21 protein-coding genes and 1 tRNA gene are annotated in these 22,082 nt (G+C 71.2%); 15 read left to right on the top strand and 7 right to left on the bottom strand.

Annotation, left to right across the window (positions count from 1 at the left end):
• Nucleotide 1: 1 nt before the first annotated feature.
• From nuoF to nuoN, 9 genes are all read left to right on the top strand, one after another.
• On the top strand, nucleotides 2–1,420 hold the full coding sequence (gene nuoF / locus NR111_RS11835) for an NADH-quinone oxidoreductase subunit NuoF (protein ID WP_256820858.1): 1,419 nt from the start codon (nucleotides 2–4) through the stop codon (nucleotides 1,418–1,420).
• Nucleotides 1,417–4,215, top strand: coding sequence for an NADH-quinone oxidoreductase subunit G (locus tag NR111_RS11830; protein ID WP_256820857.1), 2,799 nt, complete (start codon nucleotides 1,417–1,419; stop codon nucleotides 4,213–4,215). The genes nuoF and NR111_RS11830 overlap by 4 nt, the downstream gene beginning before the upstream one ends.
• A 95-nt stretch (nucleotides 4,216–4,310) precedes the next feature.
• Entirely contained in the window at nucleotides 4,311–5,666 is a 1,356-nt protein-coding gene (nuoH, locus tag NR111_RS11825; protein WP_256820886.1) for an NADH-quinone oxidoreductase subunit NuoH, read from the top strand.
• Nucleotides 5,659–6,288: an NADH-quinone oxidoreductase subunit NuoI gene (gene nuoI / locus NR111_RS11820; protein WP_256820856.1), complete on the top strand. Its 630-nt coding sequence runs from the start codon at nucleotides 5,659–5,661 to the stop codon at nucleotides 6,286–6,288. Before nuoH ends, nuoI begins: the two co-directional genes overlap by 8 nt.
• Complete coding sequence (locus tag NR111_RS11815) at nucleotides 6,285–7,046, top strand: NADH-quinone oxidoreductase subunit J (protein WP_256820855.1); 762 nt, start codon at nucleotides 6,285–6,287, stop codon at nucleotides 7,044–7,046. Before nuoI ends, NR111_RS11815 begins: the two co-directional genes overlap by 4 nt.
• Complete coding sequence (gene nuoK, locus NR111_RS11810; RefSeq protein WP_067714654.1) at nucleotides 7,043–7,342, top strand: NADH-quinone oxidoreductase subunit NuoK; 300 nt, start codon at nucleotides 7,043–7,045, stop codon at nucleotides 7,340–7,342. Before NR111_RS11815 ends, nuoK begins: the two co-directional genes overlap by 4 nt.
• 26 nt (nucleotides 7,343–7,368) lie before the next feature.
• Nucleotides 7,369–9,390: an NADH-quinone oxidoreductase subunit L gene (nuoL, locus tag NR111_RS11805; RefSeq protein WP_256820885.1), complete on the top strand. Its 2,022-nt coding sequence runs from the start codon at nucleotides 7,369–7,371 to the stop codon at nucleotides 9,388–9,390.
• On the top strand, nucleotides 9,387–10,955 hold the full coding sequence (locus NR111_RS11800) for an NADH-quinone oxidoreductase subunit M (protein WP_256820854.1): 1,569 nt from the start codon (nucleotides 9,387–9,389) through the stop codon (nucleotides 10,953–10,955). The genes nuoL and NR111_RS11800 overlap by 4 nt, the downstream gene beginning before the upstream one ends.
• On the top strand, nucleotides 10,952–12,589 hold the full coding sequence (gene nuoN / locus NR111_RS11795) for an NADH-quinone oxidoreductase subunit NuoN (RefSeq protein ID WP_256820853.1): 1,638 nt from the start codon (nucleotides 10,952–10,954) through the stop codon (nucleotides 12,587–12,589). The genes NR111_RS11800 and nuoN overlap by 4 nt, the downstream gene beginning before the upstream one ends.
• A 169-nt stretch (nucleotides 12,590–12,758) precedes the next feature.
• Here nuoN and NR111_RS11790 read toward each other — a convergent pair whose 3' ends face one another.
• Nucleotides 12,759–13,115, bottom strand: coding sequence for a 4a-hydroxytetrahydrobiopterin dehydratase (locus NR111_RS11790; protein ID WP_256820852.1), 357 nt, complete (start codon nucleotides 13,113–13,115; stop codon nucleotides 12,759–12,761).
• Nucleotides 13,116–13,278: 163 nt separating this feature from the next.
• Here NR111_RS11790 and gluQRS point away from each other — a divergent pair, with 163 nt between their 5' ends.
• From gluQRS to NR111_RS11775, 3 genes are all read left to right on the top strand, one after another.
• Nucleotides 13,279–14,202 (top strand): tRNA glutamyl-Q(34) synthetase GluQRS, encoded by a 924-nt coding sequence (gene gluQRS / locus NR111_RS11785; protein WP_256820851.1) that lies wholly within the window; start codon nucleotides 13,279–13,281, stop codon nucleotides 14,200–14,202.
• A 178-nt stretch (nucleotides 14,203–14,380) separates the two neighbouring features.
• On the top strand, nucleotides 14,381–15,232 hold the full coding sequence (locus NR111_RS11780; RefSeq protein ID WP_374210718.1) for a queuosine precursor transporter: 852 nt from the start codon (nucleotides 14,381–14,383) through the stop codon (nucleotides 15,230–15,232).
• The gene (locus tag NR111_RS11775) at nucleotides 15,229–15,597 is read left to right on the top strand and encodes a CHY zinc finger protein (RefSeq protein ID WP_256820850.1); all 369 of its coding nucleotides are present in this window, start codon (nucleotides 15,229–15,231) and stop codon (nucleotides 15,595–15,597) included. The genes NR111_RS11780 and NR111_RS11775 overlap by 4 nt, the downstream gene beginning before the upstream one ends.
• Here NR111_RS11775 and NR111_RS11770 read toward each other — a convergent pair.
• Nucleotides 15,582–16,271: a hypothetical protein gene (locus tag NR111_RS11770; RefSeq protein ID WP_256820849.1), complete on the bottom strand. Its 690-nt coding sequence runs from the start codon at nucleotides 16,269–16,271 to the stop codon at nucleotides 15,582–15,584. The genes NR111_RS11775 and NR111_RS11770 overlap by 16 nt on opposite strands.
• 123 nt (nucleotides 16,272–16,394) lie before the next feature.
• Between NR111_RS11770 and NR111_RS11765 the strand changes: the two genes are divergently transcribed.
• Nucleotides 16,395–17,090 (top strand): SIMPL domain-containing protein, encoded by a 696-nt coding sequence (locus tag NR111_RS11765; RefSeq protein WP_374210717.1) that lies wholly within the window; start codon nucleotides 16,395–16,397, stop codon nucleotides 17,088–17,090.
• A 63-nt stretch (nucleotides 17,091–17,153) separates the two neighbouring features.
• Here NR111_RS11765 and tgt read toward each other — a convergent pair whose 3' ends face one another.
• Nucleotides 17,154–18,431, bottom strand: a complete 1,278-nt coding sequence (gene tgt, locus NR111_RS11760) for a tRNA guanosine(34) transglycosylase Tgt (RefSeq protein ID WP_256820848.1) — start codon at nucleotides 18,429–18,431, stop codon at nucleotides 17,154–17,156.
• Between the two features lie 137 nt (nucleotides 18,432–18,568).
• Here tgt and NR111_RS11755 point away from each other — a divergent pair, with 137 nt between their 5' ends.
• A complete protein-coding gene (locus NR111_RS11755; protein WP_256820847.1) occupies nucleotides 18,569–19,174 on the top strand; it encodes a TetR/AcrR family transcriptional regulator in 606 nt (201 codons plus the stop codon).
• A 302-nt stretch (nucleotides 19,175–19,476) separates the two neighbouring features.
• Here NR111_RS11755 and NR111_RS11750 read toward each other — a convergent pair.
• The 4 genes from NR111_RS11750 to NR111_RS11735 form a co-directional block, all read right to left on the bottom strand.
• Nucleotides 19,477–19,567 (bottom strand) — tRNA-Ser (locus NR111_RS11750).
• A gap of 74 nt (nucleotides 19,568–19,641) precedes the next feature.
• Complete coding sequence (locus tag NR111_RS11745; protein ID WP_163375355.1) at nucleotides 19,642–19,845, bottom strand: CsbD family protein; 204 nt, start codon at nucleotides 19,843–19,845, stop codon at nucleotides 19,642–19,644.
• 143 nt (nucleotides 19,846–19,988) lie between these two features.
• Nucleotides 19,989–20,426, bottom strand: a complete 438-nt coding sequence (locus NR111_RS11740) for a nucleoside deaminase (RefSeq protein ID WP_206474486.1) — start codon at nucleotides 20,424–20,426, stop codon at nucleotides 19,989–19,991.
• 104 nt (nucleotides 20,427–20,530) lie between these two features.
• Entirely contained in the window at nucleotides 20,531–21,058 is a 528-nt protein-coding gene (locus NR111_RS11735; protein WP_069388832.1) for a tRNA adenosine deaminase-associated protein, read from the bottom strand.
• A 36-nt stretch (nucleotides 21,059–21,094) separates the two neighbouring features.
• On the opposite strand from NR111_RS11735, the gene NR111_RS11730 reads away from it, so the two are divergent.
• A complete protein-coding gene (locus NR111_RS11730) occupies nucleotides 21,095–22,057 on the top strand; it encodes a prephenate dehydrogenase (RefSeq protein WP_256820846.1) in 963 nt (320 codons plus the stop codon).
• Nucleotides 22,058–22,082 lie beyond the last annotated feature (25 nt).

Raw genomic sequence — 22,082 nt, 5'->3', positions numbered from 1 at the left:
CATGCCGCTCGCGCCGTACCTCAGCCGCTACTGGGACGCACCGGACAGCTGGACGCTCGAGACCTACCTGGACCATGACGGCTACACGGGCCTGCGGAACGCGCTGGCCACCGGACCGGACGAGGTCATCTCCACCGTCCTCGACGCCGGCCTGCGGGGCCGCGGCGGCGCCGGGTTCCCCACCGGCCGGAAGTGGGGCTTCATCCCGCAGGAGACCGGCGACGCGGGTACTGATGGTTCCGGTACCGAGTCCTCGGCCGCCGCCAAGCCCCACTACCTGGTGGTCAACGCGGACGAGTCCGAACCCGGCACGTGTAAGGACATGCCGCTCATGATGGCCACCCCGCACGTGCTCATCGAGGGCATCATCATCGCCGCGTACGCCATCCGCGCCTCGCACGCGTTCATCTACCTGCGCGGTGAGGTGGTGCCCGTCCTGCGCCGACTGCAGGTGGCGGTCGCCGAGGCCTACGAGGCCGGGTACCTCGGCCGCCACATCCTCGGCAGCGGATTCGACCTGGAGCTGGTGGTCCACGCCGGGGCGGGCGCCTACATCTGCGGCGAGGAGACCGCCCTGCTCGACTCGCTCGAGGGGCGCCGCGGCCAGCCCAGACTGCGGCCGCCGTTCCCCGCCGTCGCCGGTCTCTACGCCTGTCCGACGGTGGTGAACAACGTCGAGTCCATCGCCAGCGTCCCGTCGATCCTCCAGCACGGGCCGGAGTGGTTCCGATCGATGGGCTCGGAGAAGTCCCCCGGCTTCACCTTGTACTCGCTGTCCGGGCACGTCACCCGGCCCGGCCAATACGAGGCCCCGCTGGGCATCACCCTGCGCGAGCTACTCGACCTGGCCGGCGGGATCCGCCAGGGCCACACCCTCAAGTTCTGGACCCCCGGTGGTTCCTCGACCCCGCTGCTCACCGACGCCCAGCTCGACATGCCGCTCGACTACGAGGGCTGCGCCGCCGAGGGCACCATGCTCGGCACCAAGGCGCTGCAGATCTTCGACGACACCACCTGCGTCGTACGGGCGGTGCTGCGGTGGACGGAGTTCTACGCCCACGAGTCGTGCGGCAAGTGCACCCCCTGCCGCGAGGGCACGTTCTGGCTGGAGCAGATCATGCACCGTCTCGAGGACGGCACCGCCACCGCCGACGATCTGGACCGACTGCTCGACATCTCCGACAACGTCGCCGGCAAGTCGTTCTGCGCTCTCGGCGACGCCGCCGCGACCCCCATCATCTCGTCGATCGCGCTCTTCCGCGACGAGTACCTCGCGCACATCCCGGGTGGCTGCCCGTTCGACCACAGCCGCTCCACCCTCTTCGACCGGACCGACCGTGCGGGTGCCGGCTCCCGGCGTCCGCCAGTGCGGCCGGTCACACGACCGGATCCCACACGACCCGAGGAGGTGGCCCGATGACCTCCGCCCAGTCAGGTGTCCCCCGCGACGCCCGCGGTCCCGGCCAGGAACCGGACCATGACCGCGCCAAGTCAGAGCGCGCCGATTCAGACCACGCCGGTTCAGGCCGCGCGGACGACCTCGTCACTCTCACCGTCGACGGCCGCGAGGTCTCGGTGCCGCCGGGCACGCTCATCATCCGCGCCGCCGAGCGGTTGGGCGTGCAGATCCCTCGCTTCTGCGACCACCCGCTGCTCGAGCCGGCGGGGGCGTGCCGCCAGTGCATCGTCGAGGTCGAGGGCGCGCCCAAGCCCGTCACCTCGTGCACCACCCCGGTCACCCAGGACATGCAGGTGCGCACGCAATTCACCTCCGAGATGGCAGACAAGGCGCAGCGCGGGGTGATGGAACTGCTGCTCATCAACCACCCGCTCGACTGCCCGGTCTGCGACAAGGGCGGCGAGTGCCCGCTGCAGAACCAGGCCCTGTCCAGCGGCCACGGGCGGTCGCGCTTCACTGAGGTCAAGCGCACGTTCCCCAAGCCGATCGCCATCTCGTCGCAGGTGCTGCTCGACCGCGAACGCTGCGTCATGTGCGCCCGGTGCACCCGCTTCTCCGAGCAGATCGCCGGGGACCCGTTCATCGACCTCTTCGAGCGCGGCGCCCGGCAGCAGGTCGGGGTGTACGGCGACGAGCCGTTCGAGTCCTACTTCTCGGGAAACACCGTCCAGATCTGCCCGGTGGGCGCCCTGACCGGCGCGCAGTACCGCTTCCGCGCCCGCCCCTTCGACCTGGTCTCCAGCCCGGCGGTCTGCGAGCACTGCGCGAGCGGCTGCGGCCAGCGCACCGACCACCGTCGCGGGAAGGTCCTGCGCCGCCTCGCCGGCGACGACCCCGAGGTCAACGAGGAGTGGAACTGCGACAAGGGCCGGTGGGCGTTCACCTACGCCACCCAGCGCGACCGCATCACCACCCCCATGGTCCGCGGCGAGGGCGGCGGGCTGGTCCCGGTCCCGTGGTCCACCGCCCTGGCGACCGCTGCCCAGGGGTTGGCCGCCGCCCGCGGACGGGCCGGGGTCCTCACCGGGGGGCGGCTCACCGCCGAGGACGCCTACGCCTACGCCAAGTTCGCCCGCACGGTGCTCGGCACCAACGACGTCGACTTCCGCGTCCGAGCCCATTCGACCGAGGAGGCGGACTTCCTGGCCGACCGGGTTGCCAGGCGCGGCCCGGGCGGCGGGGCGGAGCAGGAGCCCGACGGCGGGCCGGGCCAGGACAGCGGGCCGGGCCAGGACAGCGGGCCGGGTCAGGGCGCCGAGGCCGTCACCTACGCCGATCTCGAGACCGCACCCGCCGTGCTTCTCGTGGGCTTCGACCCGGAGGAGGAGTCGCCGATCGTCTTCCTCCGCCTGCGGCGGGCCGCGCGCGACCACGGGCTGAAGGTCTTCTCGATCGCGCCCTTCGCCACCCCGGCCATCCGCAAGACCCGCGGCGCTCTGCTGCCGACCGTCCCCGGGGCGGAGCCCGAGGTGCTGAACGCCCTCGCCGTCGTCCCCTCCGACCCCGGCGGTGCAGACCCCGGCGGCGCGGCCCCCGCCGGCGAACCGACCGCCGACGTCGCCGGGCTCGACCACGCGACCGATCCCACCCGCGGCGCCCTGCCCACTCTGCTGCGCGAGCCCGGCGCGGTCATCCTCGCGGGCGAACGGCTCGGCGCGGTGCCCGGCGGGCTCACGGCCGCGGCCGCCCTCGCCGACGCCACCGGCGCACGGCTGGCGTGGATTCCCCGGCGCGCGGGTGAGCGCGGGGCGCTCGAGACCGGGTGCCTGCCGGGACTGCTGCCCGGCGGCGCTCCCGTCTCGGACGACGACGCCCGGCGGACCCTCGCCGAGCTGTGGCGCTGCGACGATCTGCCCACGACGCCCGGCCGGAGCACCGACGAGCAGTTGGCCGCGGCCGCCGCTGGCGAGCTCGGCGCGCTGCTCGTCGGCGGGGTCGAGGCCGCCGACCTGCCCGACCCGCGGGCCGCCCTGGCCGCGATCGACGCCGCCGGCTTCGTCGTGAGTCTCGAACTGCGCCGCAGTGAGATCACCGACCGCGCCGACGTCGTCCTGCCGGTCGCGGCCGTCGCCGAGAAGGCGGGCATGTTCGTGAACTGGGAGGGCCGGACCCGCCCCTTCGCCGCCGCCCTGACCGGCACCGACGCTCTGCCCGACCACCGGATCCTCAATGCCCTGGCGGAAGAGACCGGTGCATGGTTCGGCTTGGCGGACGTGGAGTCGGTGCGCCGCGAGATGCAGGCCATCGGCCGCGCACTCCGCCCCGCATCCGCCTATTCGGATCCGCAGCCGCACCCCGGCAGGGCGTCTCGCACCGACCGAAGCGCAGGCGAGACGCCATCGTCAGGAGCGGCTGCGGGGTCGGGGGCATCGGCGGGAGCGGCTGGGGGGTCGGCGACATCTGCGCGGGCGGCTGCGGGTCCGGAGCCCGGCGCCGGGCAGGCGGTCCTGGCCACGTGGCGGATGCTGCTCGACGCCGGACGTATGCAGGACGGGGAACCGCACCTCGCCGGCACCGCCCGCCGCCCCGTGGTCCGCCTGTCGCCGACGACCGCCCGCGAACTCGGAGCCGCCGACGGCGACCCGGTGACCGTGTCCACCGACCGCGGGGCGATCACCCTGCCGCTGGCCATCACCGAGATGCCCGACCGCGTGGTCTGGGTGCCGCAGAACTCGCCAGGGTCCGCCGTGAACGCGACTCTCGCCGCCAGCGCGGGCGACGTGGTGTCCATCGCGGCCGGGGAGGTGGCGTCATGACCGGGGTCGCGATGAACGGGGCCGCGGTGAACGGACCCGCCGTCCTCGCCGCCGCGGACCTGTCGACCACCGGCGCCGACCTCACGGCCTTCGGTATGGACCCGTGGTGGCTGGTGTTGGCCAAGGTCCTCGCGGTCTTCGTGTTCCTGGTGGTGACCGTGCTCGCGGCCATCTACCTGGAGCGCAAGATCCTGGCGTGGATGCAGATGCGCATCGGCCCCAACCGGGTCGGCCCCGGCGGGATCCTGCAGAGCCTGGCCGACGGCGTGAAGATCGCCCTCAAGGAGGGATTCATCCCGGCCGGGGTCGACAAGCCGATCTTCCTGCTGGCACCGGTCATCGCGGTGATCCCGGCGTTCATGGCGTTCGCGGTGATCCCCTTCGGGCCCGTGGTCTCCGTCTTCGGCCACTCCACGCCGCTGCAGCTCACGGACCTGCACGTGGGAGTGCTCTACGTCCTCGCCGTCACCTCGATCGGCGTGTACGGGATCGTGCTGGCGGGCTGGTCCTCCGGCTCGACCTACCCACTGCTCGGCGGCCTGCGCTCCACCGCTCAGGTGATCAGCTACGAGATCGCGATGGCGCTGTCGTTCGTCGGGGTGTTCCTCTTCGCCGGCACCATGTCGACGTCGGGGATCGTCGCCGCCCAGTCGCAGGTGTGGTTCGTGTTCCTGCTGCTGCCCTCGTTCGTCATCTACGTCATCTCGATGGTCGGCGAGACCAACCGCGCCCCCTTCGATCTGCCCGAGGCCGAGGGAGAGCTGGTGGGCGGGTTCCACACCGAGTACTCCTCGCTGCGTTTCGCGATGTTCATGCTGGCCGAGTACGTCAACATGACCACCGTCTCCGCGCTGGCGGCCACCCTGTTCCTCGGCGGCTGGCAGGCCCCCCTGCCGTTCTCGCTGATCGACGGCGCGGACTCCGGCTGGTGGGCGCTGCTGTGGTTCGTGGCCAAGGTGTGGGCGTTCATGTTCCTGTTCATGTGGCTGCGGGCCACCCTCCCGCGACTGCGCTACGACCAGTTCATGGCCTTCGGCTGGAAGGTGCTCATCCCCGTCTCGCTGGCCTGGGTCATGGCGGTGGCGACCATCCGGGTGATCGTGGGCCCCGGGTCCGAGCTCCTCACGCCCGCCATGGTGGTCGCGGGCCTGGTGGCGGTGGCGGTCATCGTCGTCGTCCATCGGTCCCGCTACCGGCGCGGCGGCCGGGCCACGCCCACCCGCGGCGACTCCCCACCCGCGTCCGTCACGCGGGGCGCGCCCGTCGGCCCCACGCCCGTCGACCGTGCGCCCTCCGACTCCGCTTCCTTCACCCCCGCTCCCTTCGACCCCGCAACCTTCGACCCCACGGCCGGAGGGTTTCCCGTCCCTCCGCTCCCCCACCAGCGCGTCGCGCTGGGCCGAACCACATCTGCAGACACGCCCCCCAGTCAGGAGTCCCGCCATGCCTAGGCAGTCACGGTCCCGGGTTCCCAGGTTCCTCGAACCGCTCGCCGGGTTCGGGGTGACGTTCTCCACGATGTTCCGCAAGGCGCACACCGAGCAGTACCCGGAGGAGAAGGTCCCCACCGCGCCCCGCTACCACGGGCGACACCAACTCAACCGCTACGCCGACGGGCTGGAGAAGTGCATCGGCTGCGAGCTGTGCGCATGGGCGTGCCCGGCGGACGCGATCTACGTCGAGGGCGCCGACAACACCGCCGAGGAACGCTTCTCCCCCGGCGAACGCTACGGGCGGATCTACCAGATCAACTACCTGCGCTGCATCGGCTGCGGCCTGTGCGTGGAGGCGTGCCCCACCCGGGCGCTGACCATGACGAACGACTACGAGATGGTCGACGACAACCGCGCCGACCTCATCTACGAGAAGCACGACCTGCTCGGACCGATGCTCGCCGGGATGGTCCCCGCCCCGCACGACATGTACCCGGGCGCCGACCACTTCGACTACTACCGCGGAGAGATCACCGGCTCCGCACCCGAACAGGGTGAGCCGTACGAGCCCGGTGAAGCCGAAGCGCGCGGTGCGACCGCAGCCGGCTCGCGCGTTCGCCGCGGAAGGGGGGCCTCGTGACCACCGGGGAGTCCGTCCTGTTCTGGGTGCTGGCCACCATCGCCGTGGCGGGCGCACTCGGCGTGGTCTCGGCGACCAAGGCGGTCTACTCGGCGCTGTGTCTGGCGGCGACCATGGTCTCGCTCGCGGTGCTGTACATCGCGCAGGGGGCGGTGTTCCTGGGCGTGGGCCAGATCGTCGTCTACACCGGCGCCGTGATGATGCTGTTCCTGTTCGTGGTGATGCTCATCGGGGTGGAGTCCTCGGACTCGCTGGTCGAGCGGATCCGGGGGCACCGGGTGGCGGCGATCATCGCGGGCCTGGGGTTCGGCATCCTGCTGGCCACCGGGCTGGCGCGGGCGCAGCTGCCGCCGTTCGCCGGGTTCGCCCCCGGATACTCCGACGTCCCCGCGCTGGCGGAGCTGCTGTTCTCCCGCCACGTGTGGGCGTTCGAGCTCACCGGGGTGCTGCTCATCATCGCCACCCTCGGCGCGATGGTCCTGGCGCACCGCGAGCGGTTCACCGGGCGCCTCACCCAGCGGCAGATGTCGCAGCAGCGCTTCCTCGACTGGCAGGCCGACGACACCGCCCGCGTGACCCCGCTGCCCAGCTCCGGCGTGTACGCGCGCCGCAACTCCGCCGACATGCCCGCCCGACTGCCCGACGGGTCCGACGCCCCCGACTCGGTGAGCGAGGTGCTGCGGCGCCATGCGACCGATCGCGCGGACGGTCCCGACGAACTCGGCAGCTGCGGACCCGGCGAAGGGGGCCGACGGTGAATCCCGAGTACTACCTGTACCTCTCGGCCGTGCTGTTCACCATCGGCGCGGCCGGGTTCCTGCTGCGGCGCAACGCGATCGTCCTGTTCATGTGCATCGAGCTCATGCTCAACGCCACCAACCTCGCCCTGGTGGCGTTCGCTCGGATGCACGGCGACGTCACCGGCCAGCTCTTCGCGTTCTTCATCATGGTCGTGGCCGCCGCCGAGGTCGTGATCGGCCTCGCGATCATCATGGCCATCTACCGCTCCCGCCGATCGGCGTCCGTCGACGACGCCAACCTGCTCAGGTACTAGGGGGGACGACGATGACGACGACCGTGATGACGACGACGACAACGACCGCAGCCGCCCTCGCCCCCGCCGTCGCCGGGTCCGCGCTCTGGCTCATCCCCGCACTGCCGCTGTTCGGTGCGGCGGTCCTGCTGCTGCTCGGTCGCCGCGCGGACGGGTGGGGCCACCTGCTCGGGTGCGCGACCGCGCTGGCCTCATTCGCGGTGGCGGTGTGGCAACTCGTCGCCATGACCGGCCGCGACGCCGCCGACCGCGCCTCCGGACAGACCCTGTTCGAGTGGGTCTCGGTCGGCGAGCTCCAACTGGACTTCGGCCTGCGCCTGGACGAGCTGTCCATGGTGTTCGTCCTGCTCGTCACGGGTGTCGGCCTGCTCATCCACGTGTACTCCATCGGCTACATGGCGGCCGACCCGGCGCGGCGCAAGTTCTTCGCCTACCTCAACCTGTTTCTCGCGGCGATGCTGCTGCTGGTGCTGGCCGACAACTTCCTCGGCCTCTACCTGGGCTGGGAGGGTGTCGGCCTGGTCTCCTACCTGCTCATCGGGTTCTGGCAGCACAAGCCGTCCGCCGCCACCGCGGCGAAGAAGGCGTTCGTCGTCAACCGCGTCGGCGACATCGGTCTGGGTGTAGCGCTGATGGTCATGGTCACCCAGCTGGGCACGCTGTCCTACGAGGGCGTGTTCTCGGCGATCGGCGGCGGGGCGGCGGGCGGCGGGGCGGCGGGCGGCGGGGCGGCGGGGGCCGACGGCGGGGCGGTGAGCTCGGGGCTGGTCACCGCGCTCGGGCTGCTGTTGCTGCTGGGCGCGTGCGCCAAGTCCGCCCAGGTGCCGCTTCAGTCCTGGCTCGGCGACGCGATGGAGGGTCCCACCCCGGTGTCCGCCCTCATCCACGCCGCGACCATGGTCACCGCGGGCGTCTACCTCATCACCCGGTCCAACCCGATCTATGACGCGACCCCGACCGCGCGCGCCGCGGTGATCACGGTCGGCGCCGTGACGCTGCTGTTCGGTGCGGTCATCGGTTGCGCCAAGGACGACATCAAGAAAGTCCTCGCCGCCTCCACCATGAGCCAGGTCGGGTACATGGTCATGGCCGCCGGCTTCGGGCCCGCCGGATACGCGCTGGCGATCATGCACCTGCTCACCCACGGTTTCTTCAAGGCCGGACTGTTCCTCGGCGCCGGCTCGGTGATGCACGGGATGAACGACGAGGTCGACATGCGACGCTACGGCGCCCTACGCGCGGTCATGCCGGTCACCTTTGTCACCTTCGGACTCGGCTACCTGGCCATCATCGGCGTCCCGCCGTTCGCCGGCTTCTACTCCAAGGAGGGCATCATCTCCGCGGCGTTCGACGTGGGCAGCGGGTCGGCTGCGGGTGCGGGCGCGTTCGGCTCAGGATCGGCGGTCGGCTACCTCCTGGGGGCGGTGGCCCTGCTCGGCGCGGGCCTGACCGCCTTCTACATGACCCGCGTGATGATCCTGACCTTCTTCGGGCCCGGGCGCTGGGCCGACGACGCCCACCCCCACGAGTCGCCGGCGATCATGACGGCGCCGATGATCGCGATCGCCTTGGGATCGGTGCTCTCGGGTCTGCTGCTGTCGCTCGGCGGGCGGCTGCAGGACTGGCTGGCACCGGTCGTCGGCGAGCACCATCCGGAGCACGTCCTACCGGTGTGGTTGGTCACCGCCGCATCCCTGGTCGTGGTGGCCGTCGGTATCGCCCTCGCCGTGCACCGCTACACCCGTAGTGAGGTCCCGACCACCGCCCCCGCCGGCTCCGCGCTCACGCGGGCCGCGCGCCGCGACCTGTATGCCGACGACCTCAACGAGGCGGTGTTCATGCGACCCGGCCAGGCCCTGGTCGCGGGCACCGAGGTGATAGACCGGCGAGTGGTGGCCGGGACGGCGACGGGTGTCGGCACCACCCTCGGGGAACTGTCCGCCCGGACGAGGCTCCTGCAGTCGGGGCTCACCCGCTCCTACGCGCTGTACATGCTGATCGGCGCGGTTCTGGTGATCGCCGCGATGTTGGGTGGTGGTGTGCTGTGACCGGTCCCGGACTACTCACCGCGCTGTGGCTCGCTCCCCTGGTCGGCGCACTCGTCGTCGTCGTCCTCCCTGCGAGCGCGCGCCGCGCGGCGAGGCCCCTCGCCCTGGTCACGTCACTGGTCGTCCTGGGGGTGGCCGTCGCGCTGGCTGTCGGGTTCGAGCCGGGCGGCGACACCCACCAGTTCGTCGAGTCGCGGCCGTGGATCCCTGCGTTCGGCGCGACGTACACACTCGGGATCGACGGCGTGGCGCTCGTGCTGGTGCTGCTCACCGCCGCACTCATGCCGTTGCTGCTGCTCGCCGGGTGGCGTGACACCGACGACTCCAGCGGCGCCACCTCGGACGGTCGGCGCGCACAGTCCTACCCCGCGCTCATGCTGGCCACGCAGGGGCTCGCGCTGGTGGCGTTCACGAGCCTGGACGTGTTGCTGTTCTACGTCGCGTTCGAGGCCATGCTCATCCCGCTGTACTTTCTCATCGGGGGATTCGGAACAGGCGCGTTCGGGGACAGCGGCGCCGACCGGGCGCAGGCGGCCGTCCGGTTCCTCCTCTACAACCTGCTCGGCGGACTCGTCATGCTGGCCGCGGTGCTCGGGCTCTACATGTACACAGCCCGGGCCGGACTCGGGCCCGACGGCCGCGGCACCTTCGACTACCGCCTCATCACCGACGCCGTCGCCGACGGTCGACTGCAGATCCCGCCCGGCGCAATGCTGCTGCTGTTCGCCGGGTTCACGCTGGCCTTCGCGATCAAGGCCCCGCTGTGGCCGTTCCACACCTGGCTTCCCGGGGCCGCCGTCGCCGCGACGCCCGCCTCCGCGGTGCTCATGATGGCCGTGGTGGACAAGGTCGGCACCTTCGCGATGCTGCGGTACTCGCTGCCGCTGTTCCCCGAGGCAGCGGCGACCGCGGCGCCGGTGATGGTGACGCTCGCGGTGATCAGCATCGTCTACGGCGGCATCATGGCCATCGCCCAGACCGACCTCCTGCGGCTCATCGCCTACGCGTCGATCTCCCACTTCGGGTTCATCGTGCTGGGTGTGTTCGCCGCGACCGAGCAGTCGGCGACCGGCTCGACGCTGTACATGGTCAACCACGGCATCGCCACGGCCGCACTGTTCCTCGTGGCCGGGTTCCTCGTCCGGCGGCACCGGATCCGCGAGATCGGCTACTACGGCGGGGTGCAGCAGGCCGCGCCCGTGCTCGCCGGGGTGTTCCTCATCGCCGGGCTCGCGACGCTGTCACTGCCCGGGCTGGCCCCGTTCATCAGCGAGTTCCTGGTGTTCGTCGGCACGTTCGAGGTCTACCCCGTCGCCGCCGTACTGGCCACGTCCACCTTCGTCCTGGCGGCCGTCTACATCCTGTGGACCTACCAACGGGTCATGGGCGGGCCCGTCGCACCGGGACTGCGGTCCACGCCCGACCTGACGACCCGCGAGCGCGTGGTGCTGGCCCCGCTGGTCGTGGCGCTGATGGTGCTGGGCTTCTACCCGCAGCCGGTGCTCGACGTGATCGACCCGGCGGTCGCCGAGACCGTCGCCCACGTGGAAGGTGCCACCCGATGACCCCGGACATCGCCTACTCCTCGCTTCTGCCGCTGCTCGTGGTGCTCGGGACGGCGATCGTCTCGGTGCTCATCGAGGCGTTCGCCCCCGCCCGGCACCGCTACGCCGCGCAGCTGGTTCTGTACCTCGGCGGGCTCGTCGCGGCGCTGGTGACGGTGGTTCTGCTCGCCGGGACGCGGTTGGTGACGGCCGGCGGCGCCGTGGCCGTGGACGGGCCCGCGCTGTTCCTGCAGGGGGCGACGGTCCTCGTGGCGATCGGGGCGGGGGTGCTCATCGGGGAACGCTCCCGGGTGGGCGCGCCGGCCGGGGCCTCGTCGGATGCGGTGGGCGCGTCGGCCACGGCCAGCCGCCCGGTGCTCGCGGGTTTCGCCCCGCAGGCCGCCCTGGCCCCGGGCGGCGACGCCGAACGCGAGGCCGAGCGCGCGGGCGTCTCCCAGACCGAGGTCTTCCCGCTCGCACTGTTCGCCACGGGCGGGCTCATGCTGTTCCCCGCGGCGAACGACCTCATCACCCTGTTCATCGCGCTCGAGGTGCTCTCCCTGCCGCTGTACGTGATGTGTGGCATGGCTCGCCGTCGGCGACTCCTCTCGCAGGAGGCCGCGGTCAAATACTTCCTGCTGGGGTCCTTCTCCTCGGCGATCTTCGCCTACGGCGCCGCGCTGATCTACGGGTACGCCGGAACCGTCGAGTTCGGCGGCATCGCCGCGGTGGTCGCGACCGAGGGCGGCAGCTCACTGGCGCTGATCGGCGTGGCGATGATGTCGGTGGGCCTGCTGTTCAAGGTCGGGGCCGTGCCGTTCCACACCTGGACCCCCGACGTCTACCAGGGCGCGCCCACCTCGATCACGGCGTTCATGGCCGCGGGGACCAAACTCGCCGCGTTCGGTGCGATCCTGCGGTTCTTCCACACCGCCGTCCCCCGCCTCGAGGACGACTGGGCGCCCGTGCTCTGGGTGATCGCGGCGCTGACGATGATCGTCGGCACGGTCGTCGGTGTCACCCAGAACGACGTCAAACGCCTGCTGGCATACTCCTCCGTCGCACACGCAGGGTTCCTGCTCACCGGGGTGCTCGGCCCTCCGGCGGCCGGTACCTCCGCCGTGCTGTTCTACCTCGCGGCGTACGCGGTCAGCACCGTCGGCGTGTTCGCGGTGGCCGGGCTGGTCCGCGCGCCCGACGGCGCCGAGATCACCGACCTGCAGGCCTGGGCCGGGCTCGGCCGACGTCAGCCACTGGTGTCGGGCGCGTTCGCACTGCTGTTACTCGCACTCGCGGGCATCCCGCTGACCAGCGGGTTCATCGCCAAGTTCGCCGTGTTCTCCGCAGCCGTGGCCGGTGGCGCGGTGAGCCTCGTGGTGGTCGGCGTGCTCACGAGCGCGATCGCGGCCTCGTTCTACGTCCGCGTGATCGTGGTGATGTTCTTCCGCGATGCGGGCGACGACTCCGCAGGGTCGGGCTCTGCAGGGTCGGGCTCTGCGGGGTCGGGCTCTGCGGGGTCCGGTGAGGTGGCGTTCGCGCGGAGGCCCGTCACGTACGCGGTCGTCGGCGTCGCGGTAGTGGTGACGATCCTCCTGGGGATCGTGCCCCAGCCGCTGCTCGACCTGGCCACCGCGGCGGCCGCGTTCGCGGGGTAGGAGTCCGAGTTGGCGGAGTTCGCGGGTAGACAGCCAACCGGCCATCAGTCACCGCGTCGACAAGAGTCTTTCACCCGCATCGGTCGAGTAGCAGTGTACGAAACACTCTTCTCGACGACTGCCGCCCACTGCCTGCCGCCCGCCGCGCCCCCGGATCCCGCCGCGCCCCCTACTCCCCCAGGCCCAGCGGGGTGGCGTCGAACTCCCCGGACAGCGCGGAGACCGACCGAGCCAGTCGGAGGTCGCGCTGGGTCACCCCGTCGACGTCGTGGCTGCGGAGATCGAGGGTGACCTCGTCGTAGCTCCACAGCAAGTCGGGGTGGTGGTCCTGCGAATTGGCGGCCTGCCCGATCGCGGCGACGAGGTTGATCGCGGCCTGCGGGGTCTCGCACACGGCCGTGTAGGTCAGCGACCCCTCCGAGAAGGCCCAGCCGGGCAGGTCGGCGAGACCTTCGGCGATCTGCTCCTCGGTCAGGCGGGTGTTGTCGTCGGCGGCGGGGCGGGCGTTGTCGGCGGCGGGGCTCATGCTGTCCAGTCTGGCACCTCGCAGCGCACCCGGCACTCCCGCCGGGGCGCGGGAACTCATCGCCGCGCCCGCTGCTTCTCGCCGGGGCCCGGGGAATCCCAGCCGCGCCCGGCACTTCCCGCCACGTCGGCCCTTCCCGGTCGCGCGGCCTACTCTGTTCAGCGTGGAAGCCCCCGCCAGTCCTCTGCCCCCCGGCGCCGGCCGGTACGCGCCCAGCCCGTCGGGCGACCTGCACCTGGGCAATCTGCGCACGGCGGTGGCGGCGTGGGTGCTGGCCCGCGATTCGGGCCGGGCGTTCCGGATGCGCGTAGACGATCTCGACGCCGCCCGAGCGCGCCCCGGGGTGGCCGAGCGTCAGCTGGCGGATCTGGCGGCGATCGGCCTCGACTGGGACGGCGAGATCATGTGGGAGTCCGAGCGGTCGCACGCCTACGCCGCGGCGGCGAACCAGCTGTCCGACCAGGGCCTGGTCTACGAGTGCTACTGCTCGCGCCGCGAGATCGCCGAGGCCCCGCGCGCACCGCACTCCCCGCCCGGGTCGTACCCCGGCACGTGCCGTGACCTGTCGGAGGCGGAACGGGAGCGTCGCCGGGAGGCACTCGGCCCGGGGCGGGTGCCTGCGCTGCGACTGCGCGCGACGGTCGACGAGCTGACGATCACCGACGGCGTCCACGGGCCGTACACGGGTGTCGTCGACGACGTCGTCCTGCGCCGCGGTGACGGCGTTTGGGCGTACAACCTCGCCGTCGTCGTCGATGATGCCGAGCAGGGCGTCGACCAGGTCGTGCGCGGCGAGGACCTGCTCTCCTCCACTCCCCGCCAGGCCCATCTGGCCGACCTGCTGGGGCTGCCGCACCCGGAGTACGTGCACGTGCCGCTCGCGGTCAACGCCGCCGGTGAGCGTCTGGCCAAGCGGGACGGCGCGGTGACCCTGGCCGATCTGGCGCAGGAGGGGACGACGACGAGGGCCGCGGTCGCCAGTATCGTGGCCTCCCTCGGTGGGCCGGAGGGCGCGGACTCGATCGAGGCGCTGCATGGAGTGGTGACCACCGAGTCCTTGCGGGCCGGCCCCTGGGTGGTGGCCTGATCGGCCGACGCGCGCCCAGCCCGGCCCTCCCGCCTCATCGAAAAGAGCGTTCCGCGCAGACCTACTCGCACAACGCGTGCGGAAGCGACTTGTCGATCAACGGTGACGCGGCGCGACGCGACCTATTCGACAGGCAGGGATTCGGCATCGCGGCGGGCGGCGCGGATAATCGTCGTTCGTGACCACTTCCTCGCAGAATCCCGACCAGCTGGGGACTGGGCGGCCGGACGGGAACACTCCCGAGCCGGCGCCCAGTACCCCTTCTACCGCGTCCGCCGCCTCCGCCGGTCTCCCCGGCCGCGCCGTATTCGCCACCGTCGCCAGCCCGTACTACGGCTATCTCATCGCCCTGTTCGTCGGCGTGATGCTCATCAGCAACGTCACCGGGACCAAGGGCGTCCTCCTCTTCCCCGACCTGAGCTTCGAACTCGGGTTCCTCTCGATGGACGGGCTCGTCACCGACGGCGCCTTCCTGCTCTTCCCGCTGGCCTACGTGCTCGGCGACGTGATCAGTGAGGTGTACGGCTTCAAGGCGATGCGCCGCGTCGTGCTCTCCGGTTTCGCCGTGCTGGCGCTGGCCGCGTTGAGCTTCAGCCTGACCGTGCAGTTGCCGCCGGCCGACTTCTACGAGAACCAGGACGCGTTCGAGGCCGTCGCGGGGGTCATCCCGCAGTTCTTCCTCGCCGGCCTGGCCGGGTACGTCGTCGGCGAGCTGCTCAACTCCTACGTCCTGGTGTGGATGAAGCGCCGCACCGGTGAGCGGAGCCTGTGGGCGCGGCTCCTGGGGTCGACCGTGGTCGGCCAGCTCGCCGACACGCTGGTGTTCTGCACGATCGCGGCCCCGGCGCTGGGCATGGTGCTCGGCTCGGGCGACTACTGGAACTACGTCGTCATCGGTTTCGTCTGGAAGACCCTCGTCGAGGCGGTCCTGCTGCCGGTGACCTACGTGGTGATCGCGTGGATCAAGAAGCGCGAGCCCAGCTATCAGGCCGCCCTGTCGGGTTCCGCCCTGTCACACTCGGCGGTATGACCTCCGCTGACCGGGACGCAGACGACGGGCGCGATGTCGAACGACCCGCCGCGGTGACGGTGCTCGGCGCGACGGTCGACGACCAGACCAGGTGCGTCCACTACCACGGCCCGTTGGACGTCATCGCGATCCGCTTCCACTGTTGCGGCGAGTTCTATCCCTGTTTCCGCTGCCACGCCGACGCCACCGACCATGCGCTGTCGGTGTGGCCGCGGGACGAGTTCGACACCGATGCCCTGCTCTGCGGCGCATGTTGGAGCACGCTGACCATCGCCGAGTACCAGGCCGTCGACGCCTGCCCGGCCTGCGGCACGGCGTTCAACCCGGGCTGCTCGCTGCACTACCCGCTCTACTTCGAGTCATAGGTCGAGTTCAACGGCGCGCGAAACTCCTCGACCATGCGTGCTGCCAGGACCAGGTGAGCCCGGATCACGCCCGCGAGTTCGTTCTCGATGCGTTCTCGGGGCAGGTCCCGAGCTCTGGCCCCCTCCGGCAACCTGTCAGCCACCCGTTGTAACCGGTCGTTGTGGACTCCGCCGCGTCGCTGTCTCCACGGGTCGGAGAGCACGTCGAGGATCGATGCCCGGAGCGTCGCGAATGCCACTGGGTCCGCCCCGTACGCGGCTCTGTAGATCCCAGTCGCCACGGAGACCCGGGGCTCCTCCTCCTCTAGTTCGGCGATCAGTTCGTCGTCTTCGTCGAAGTACGCCGCCTCGTACAGATCCTTCTCCTCCTCGAACTCTTCTACACCTTGCTCGAGCACCCCGGAGAGAATCTGGTCGGCGGCCACCAGCTGTGGCCACCTAACCATGAGCTCGTCGAACTCCAGATCCGCCATTCTGCTGATCAGTCGCCGAACCGCGGCGTCATCCCCGGCCAGCGCCTTTCGTAGCGCCTTCTCCGCGAGGTTGAACGCGGCGGTTTGCCACGTCTCACTCTTTTCTGAGCTATCGCGTACCGGACTGTGCAGGAGGACGCCCAACGGCGAGCGCCTCTCGAGGTCGTCGTGGGGGTGATCGTTTCTGGTCTGGTTCGTCATGCGCGCAGCGTCGCACGCAGCACCGACACCTACGAGTCGCCTCGGTCGTGCGGAGCTCATCCGCTGGTCGACCAAGACCGACGTGTAGGCCCGCCTATGTAGGTTCCTGCGTCATAGTGACGTATGGCCTCACCCCGCGTACCCGCCGCACTCGCACTCCTCACCGCCGCACTGCTCCTGGCGGGTTGCTCGGGTCAGAGTGAGGATCCGCGGGTCATCAGCACGCAGGGAACCGGCATCGTCACCGGTTCTCCCGATACCGTCACCATCGTGCTCGGCGTCGAGACCCGGGCATCTGACGCCAGCACAGCGCTGACCGACAACGCGGAACGCGCCCGATCCCTTATCGAGACCATCAAGGCCCAGGGCGTCGAAGAGGAGGACATCGCCACCAAGAACCTGTCGGTGCAGCCCAATTTCCTGCCCAGCGGCAGCATCGACGGATACATCGTCACGAACCAGGTGACGGCGACCTTGCGCGACGTCGACAGGAGTGGCGATCTCATCGATGCAGCGGCGGGCGCCGCCGGCGACGCGATCCGGGTTCAGCAGTTGACGTTCTCCATCGACGACGACAGCGACCTCAGGGCCCAGGCCCGGGCGCAGGCGGTCACGCGAGCTGAAGAACAGGCCCAACAGATCGCCGAGGCGGCCGGGGCGGAGTTGGGGGCGGTGCAGTCGATCACCGAGGTACCGGAGACCGGAGCGACTCCGTTTCCGGTCTCGAGGTCGTTGGCAGACGGCGCAGCTTCGACGCCGATCGAGGCCGGTAGCCAGGACCTCACTGTGTCCGTCTCCGTGACCTACGAGATCAACTAGCTGATCCCGCCGACGGATACGGGCGGCCGGGCGCCCTGGCCGCGCGGCCACGGCGGCCAGGGATCAGCGTCCCGAGTAGTACCGCCCCAGGAACTGTTCCTTGTAGGCGACGTACTCGTCGGGCCCGGCCGCCATCGCCGCGCGCACCTCGTCGACCAGCCGCACCACAAAGGCGAGGTTGTGCAGGGTGAGCAGGGTGGAGCCGAGGAACTCCTTGGCCTTGAACAGGTGATGCAGGTAGGCGCGGCTGTACTCGCGCGACACCTCGGACGGCCCCTCGGGGTCGAGCGGGGTGTGGTCGTGGCGGAACTGGGCGCGGGTGATGTTGACCCGCCCGTCGAGCGTGTAGATCCCACCGTGGCGGGCCAGCCGGGTGGGCGCGACGCAGTCGAAGGTGTCGGCACCGTTTTCCACGGCGGTGAAGATGTCGTCGGGCTCGCTGATCCCCAGCAGGTGCCGCGGCCGGTCCTCGGGCAGTTCCTCGGTGCACCAGCCGACGATCGTTCCGAGGTTCTCCTTCTCCAGCGCGCCGCCGATCCCGTAGCCGCCGAACCCGCGCCGCCCCTCCGCCTCGGCGCGCTCGCTCATCTCCACGAGCCCGCGCACGGCCTGTCGCCGCAGGTCCTCGAACTGTGCACCCTGGATCACGCCCCACAGTGACTGCCCCGGCCGGTGCCCCCGCTCCTGCGACAGCCGCTCGTGCTCGTCGAGGCAGCGCTGCGCCCACCGCCGGGTCCGCTCCACCGAACTCTCCTGGTACTTCCGCGTGTTCATCAGCGTGGTGAGCTCGTCGAACGCGAACAGGATGTCGGCGCCCAGCGAGTGCTGGATCCGCATGGACACCTCGGGCGAGAAGCGGTGCCGCGAGCCGTCGAGGTGCGAGGTGAAGGTGACACCGTCCTCGTCGACCTTCGCCAGCCGCCCCTGCCCCTTGTTGGTGGCCTTGTCGTCGGGCTTGGCACCGGCCGACATCTCGATGACCTTCTTGAACCCCACCCCGAGGCTCATCACCTGGAAGCCGCCGGAGTCGGTGTAGGTGGGCCCGGGCCAGCGCATGAACTCCCCCAGCCCGCCGGCGGCGTCGATGACCTCGTGGCCTGGCTGCAGGTACAGGTGGTACGCGTTGGCCAGGACCGCCTGGGCGCCGGTGGAGCGGACCTGCTCGGGGGTCAGCGTCTTGACGGTGGCCTTGGTGCCGACGGGGATGAACGCCGGGGTGGCGATGTCGCCGTGCGGGGTGTGGATGACGCCCGTCCGCCCGCCGGCCGTCCCGTCGAGGACCATCCGCTCGCCCACGTCGAAGGTGGTCGCGCGGGTGGTGGGCGTGTCGTTGTCCGGCATCACTCCATCGTGGCATGGCGGTCGCGGATTGCGGACGTGACCCTAAGATGGAGAGGTACGTCGGCACGGGGGGCGTAGTCGTCGGCGTCGGGGGGCGCGACGTGCGCGCCCGAGGAGTACGACGACGAGGTGGGGCGATGACCACATCAGGTGGCCGTAGGCTCTCCAAGCACGAACGCCGATCACAGCTGATCGTGTTGGGGATCCGTTTGCTGGAGACCGTGCCTTTCCACGCCCTGTCGCTGGACGACGTGGCCGAGCGGGCCGGGGTGTCCCGCAGCCTGCTCTTCCATTACTTCCCCACCAAGCTGGATTACCTCACGGCGGTCGTGCGGGCGGCGGCCGACCACGTGCTGTCGCTGACCGAGATCCCGGTGGGCGCGCACGCCGAGGACAGCACACGCGCGATCATCACGGCACTGGTGCGCTACATCCAGCGGCGTCGCGACAACTACGTGGCGGTCCTGCGTTCGGGCCGCGCGGTGGATCCGGTGCTGGAGAAGGTCGTCGACGGCATGCACCGCACGATCAGCCTGCGGATCCTCGACAGCCTCGGGGTACACGAACCGGACCCCCTGGCACTCGCTCTCACGCGGGCGTGGCTGGCCGGCGTCGAAGAGTTGGCACTGCTCGGCGAGGAGTCGGGGTTGCCACAGGAGGCGGTGATCGAGTCGGCGCTGTCGACGCTGAACGCGGTCGTGACGCTGCCGAACTTCGTCGAGGATTCCTCCGACCACGTCTGAAAGCGGGGCTCGCCTGCCCCACCCACAGCCGCCCGTCGCCATGGCGTCTCGCACCTTCCCCACACACAGCCGCCCGTCGCCATGGCGTCTCGCACCTGCCCCACACACAGCCGCCCGTCGCCATGGCGTCTCGCACCCACCGCGGGGCAGGCGAGACGCCATCGTCAGGGGCGGCTGCAGCCGGCACGGACAGGCGCTCGAGCGAGACGCCAGGCGCGGGAGCGGCTGCAGTCGGCACGGACAGGCGCGGGAGCGGAATGACGAGAGCCCCGGACCTCTCTCGAGATCCGGGGCTCTCCCCGTGGCGGTGGCGGTGGGATTTGAACCCACGGTTGGGGGTTACCCAACACAGCATTTCGAGTGCTGCACCTTCGGCCGCTCGGACACGCCACCGCCGATTAGGCTACTTCACCGGTGGCCCCAGACGAAAATCGCCAGGCCAGAGGCGAGGAGTCAGCTGCTGCAACTCACTTGTCGTTGCCGGTGAGCTTGCTCGCGGCCTCGTTGGCCTTGTCCTTGAGCTTCTCGGCGCCCTGCTTGACGTTGGCCGAACCCTGGTCCGCCTGGCCCTCGGCCTGCAGGTCACGGTCTCCCGTCGCGGCGCCGGCCGACTCCTTGGCGCGGCCGCCCAGCTCCTCGGCCTTGTTCGAGAACTTGTCTCCCACTCCCATGTGGTGCTCCTCTCGATCGCGGCGCCGGGGTCCGGCACCTCTCACGACCCACCGTACGGAGATGCCGGACCGGCCTCCACCGCGAGCGGGTCACGATCGGGTCACCGCCGTGCGCCCCGACGCGGCCCCGGTCACGGCCACCCTCACCGACGAGCGCGGAAGAAGTCCTCCAGGACAGCGGCGCACTCGTCCTCGAGCACACCACCCCGCACCTCTGGACGGTGCACCAGACGCCGGTCGCGGACGACGTCCCACAGCGACCCGCACGCCCCGGTGCGCGGCTCCCAGGCGCCGAAGACGATGCGGCCGACCCGCGCCGCGACCGCCGCCCCCGCGCACATCGTGCAGGGCTCCAGGGTCACCACGAGAGTGCAGTCCTCCAGCCGCCAACCGTCGCCCAGGACCCGCGCTGCCTCGCGGAGCGCGATCACCTCGGCGTGCGCGAACGGGTCACCGTCGGCCTCACGCCGATTGGTGGCGGCGGCCAACTCCCGACCGTCGGGGCCCAGCACCAGCGCGCCGACGGGCACGTCCTCGGCCGGGGCACCGCCCGCCACGGCCAGGGCGCGCCTCACCAGCATCTCGTCGGCCACCCGCGCAGAGCCCCGGTGTTCGGGGTGCGCCGATCCGGGCGGGTTCACGGACACACCGCGGTCACGGACACGGCGCCGTCACGACCCGTGGCTCACGAGTCGGGCTGGTGCCGCTCGAACTCGTCGCCGAAGCCCATCCGCTCGGCCACCGACTGCAGCTGTTCGTCGGCGTACAGGTCGGTCTCGGAGACGATGATCTCCAACACCCCGGCGGGCAGGCCCATGTCGTCGAGGATCGCCATGTCGCCCTCGCCCCACGGGTCGGTCTGCTCGAGCTCCTCGTCGGTCATGTCGGGCACGTCCACGTTGAGCTCGTCGAGCACATCCGCGGCGAGGTCGTAGTCCAGCGACGCGGTCGCGTCCGAGAGCATGAGTCGCATCCCGGACGGGCCCGGGCGCAGGATCACGAAGAACTCGTGGTCCACGTCGACCAACCCGAACGACGGCCCCTCCGCGCGCAGCGACCGGACCTGCCGGGCGGCGTCGTCGAGACTGGTGAGGGCGGCGTCGTCCAGACGGGTGACCTGCCAGGAACCGCCGTCCTGGACCACCCCGAGTGCGATGCCGGTGACCGAGTCGTCGTCGGAGTCGCGGGAGAGTCGGTCGGAGCTGCTGGGCATGGGCTCAACCGTAGTCTGCTGTGAGAACCTTGTCAGGTGACGGTGACGGCGGACGTGTGCGTGCTCGGGGTCGGCCTGATCGGCGGCTCACTCCTGCGGGCCCTCGGCCCCGATCGGACCTTCGGCTGGAACCGCTCCCCCGCCGGCGCCGAGGCCGCCACCGCCGCCGGTTTCGACGTCACCACGGATCTGCCCACCACACTCCGCCGGGCCGCGGAGGCGGATGCCCTCGTCGTCGTCGGCGTCCCCCTCCCCGCCCTCGAGTCGGTCCTGGGCGCGGTGGCCAAGCACGCACCCACGGCCGCCCTCACCGACGTGATCAGCGTCAAGGGCCCCGTCCTGGAGGCGGTACGACGTCACGGACTGGGGGCGCGGTTCGTCGGCGGGCACCCCATGGCCGGCACCGCCCACTCCGGCTGGGACGCAGGCGACCCCGACCTGTTCCGCGGCGCCACGTGGCTCATCGCGGCCGACGACGACGCCGACCCCGACACCTGGGGACGGGTGGCGCGACTCGCGCTGGACAGCGGCGCACGGGTGGTCGCGGCGACCTCCGCCGACCACGACGCGGCCGTCGCCCGGATCTCCCACCTGGGGCACGTGCTGGCCGAGGCGCTCGCGCTGGCGGGCGGCCGGGGCGGCGACCTCGCGCTCTCGTTGGCGGCGGGGTCGTTCCGCGACGGCACGCGCGTCGCCGGGACCGCGCCCGATCTGGTGCGCGCGATCTGCGAACCCAACCGGGACGCGCTGCTGGACGTGCTGGACGAGTGCCTCGCCGACCTCGGGGCCGCGCGGGCGGCGCTGGCCGAGCGGGGAACGCTGGGGCCGCTCGTCGACGACGGCCACCGCGCGCGGCGTGCCTATGAGGACGCGCAGGCCGATCGCACCGGCGGGGATCTCCGACCGGCGGAGGTCACGCCGGGGGCGGCCGGGTGGCTCGAGGCGCTCCGCGAGGCGGGCGCCTTGGGCAGGGAGGTCCGGCTCGCCGACAGGCCGTAGAGGCCCCTCGGCTGGCCGTTCAGGC

This window comes from Dietzia sp. Die43 (assembly GCF_024519835.1).
Classification (GTDB): domain Bacteria; phylum Actinomycetota; class Actinomycetes; order Mycobacteriales; family Mycobacteriaceae; genus Dietzia; species Dietzia kunjamensis.
Note: the sequence above shows the minus strand (reverse complement) of the source record. Positions and strands in the feature narration are given on the sequence as shown.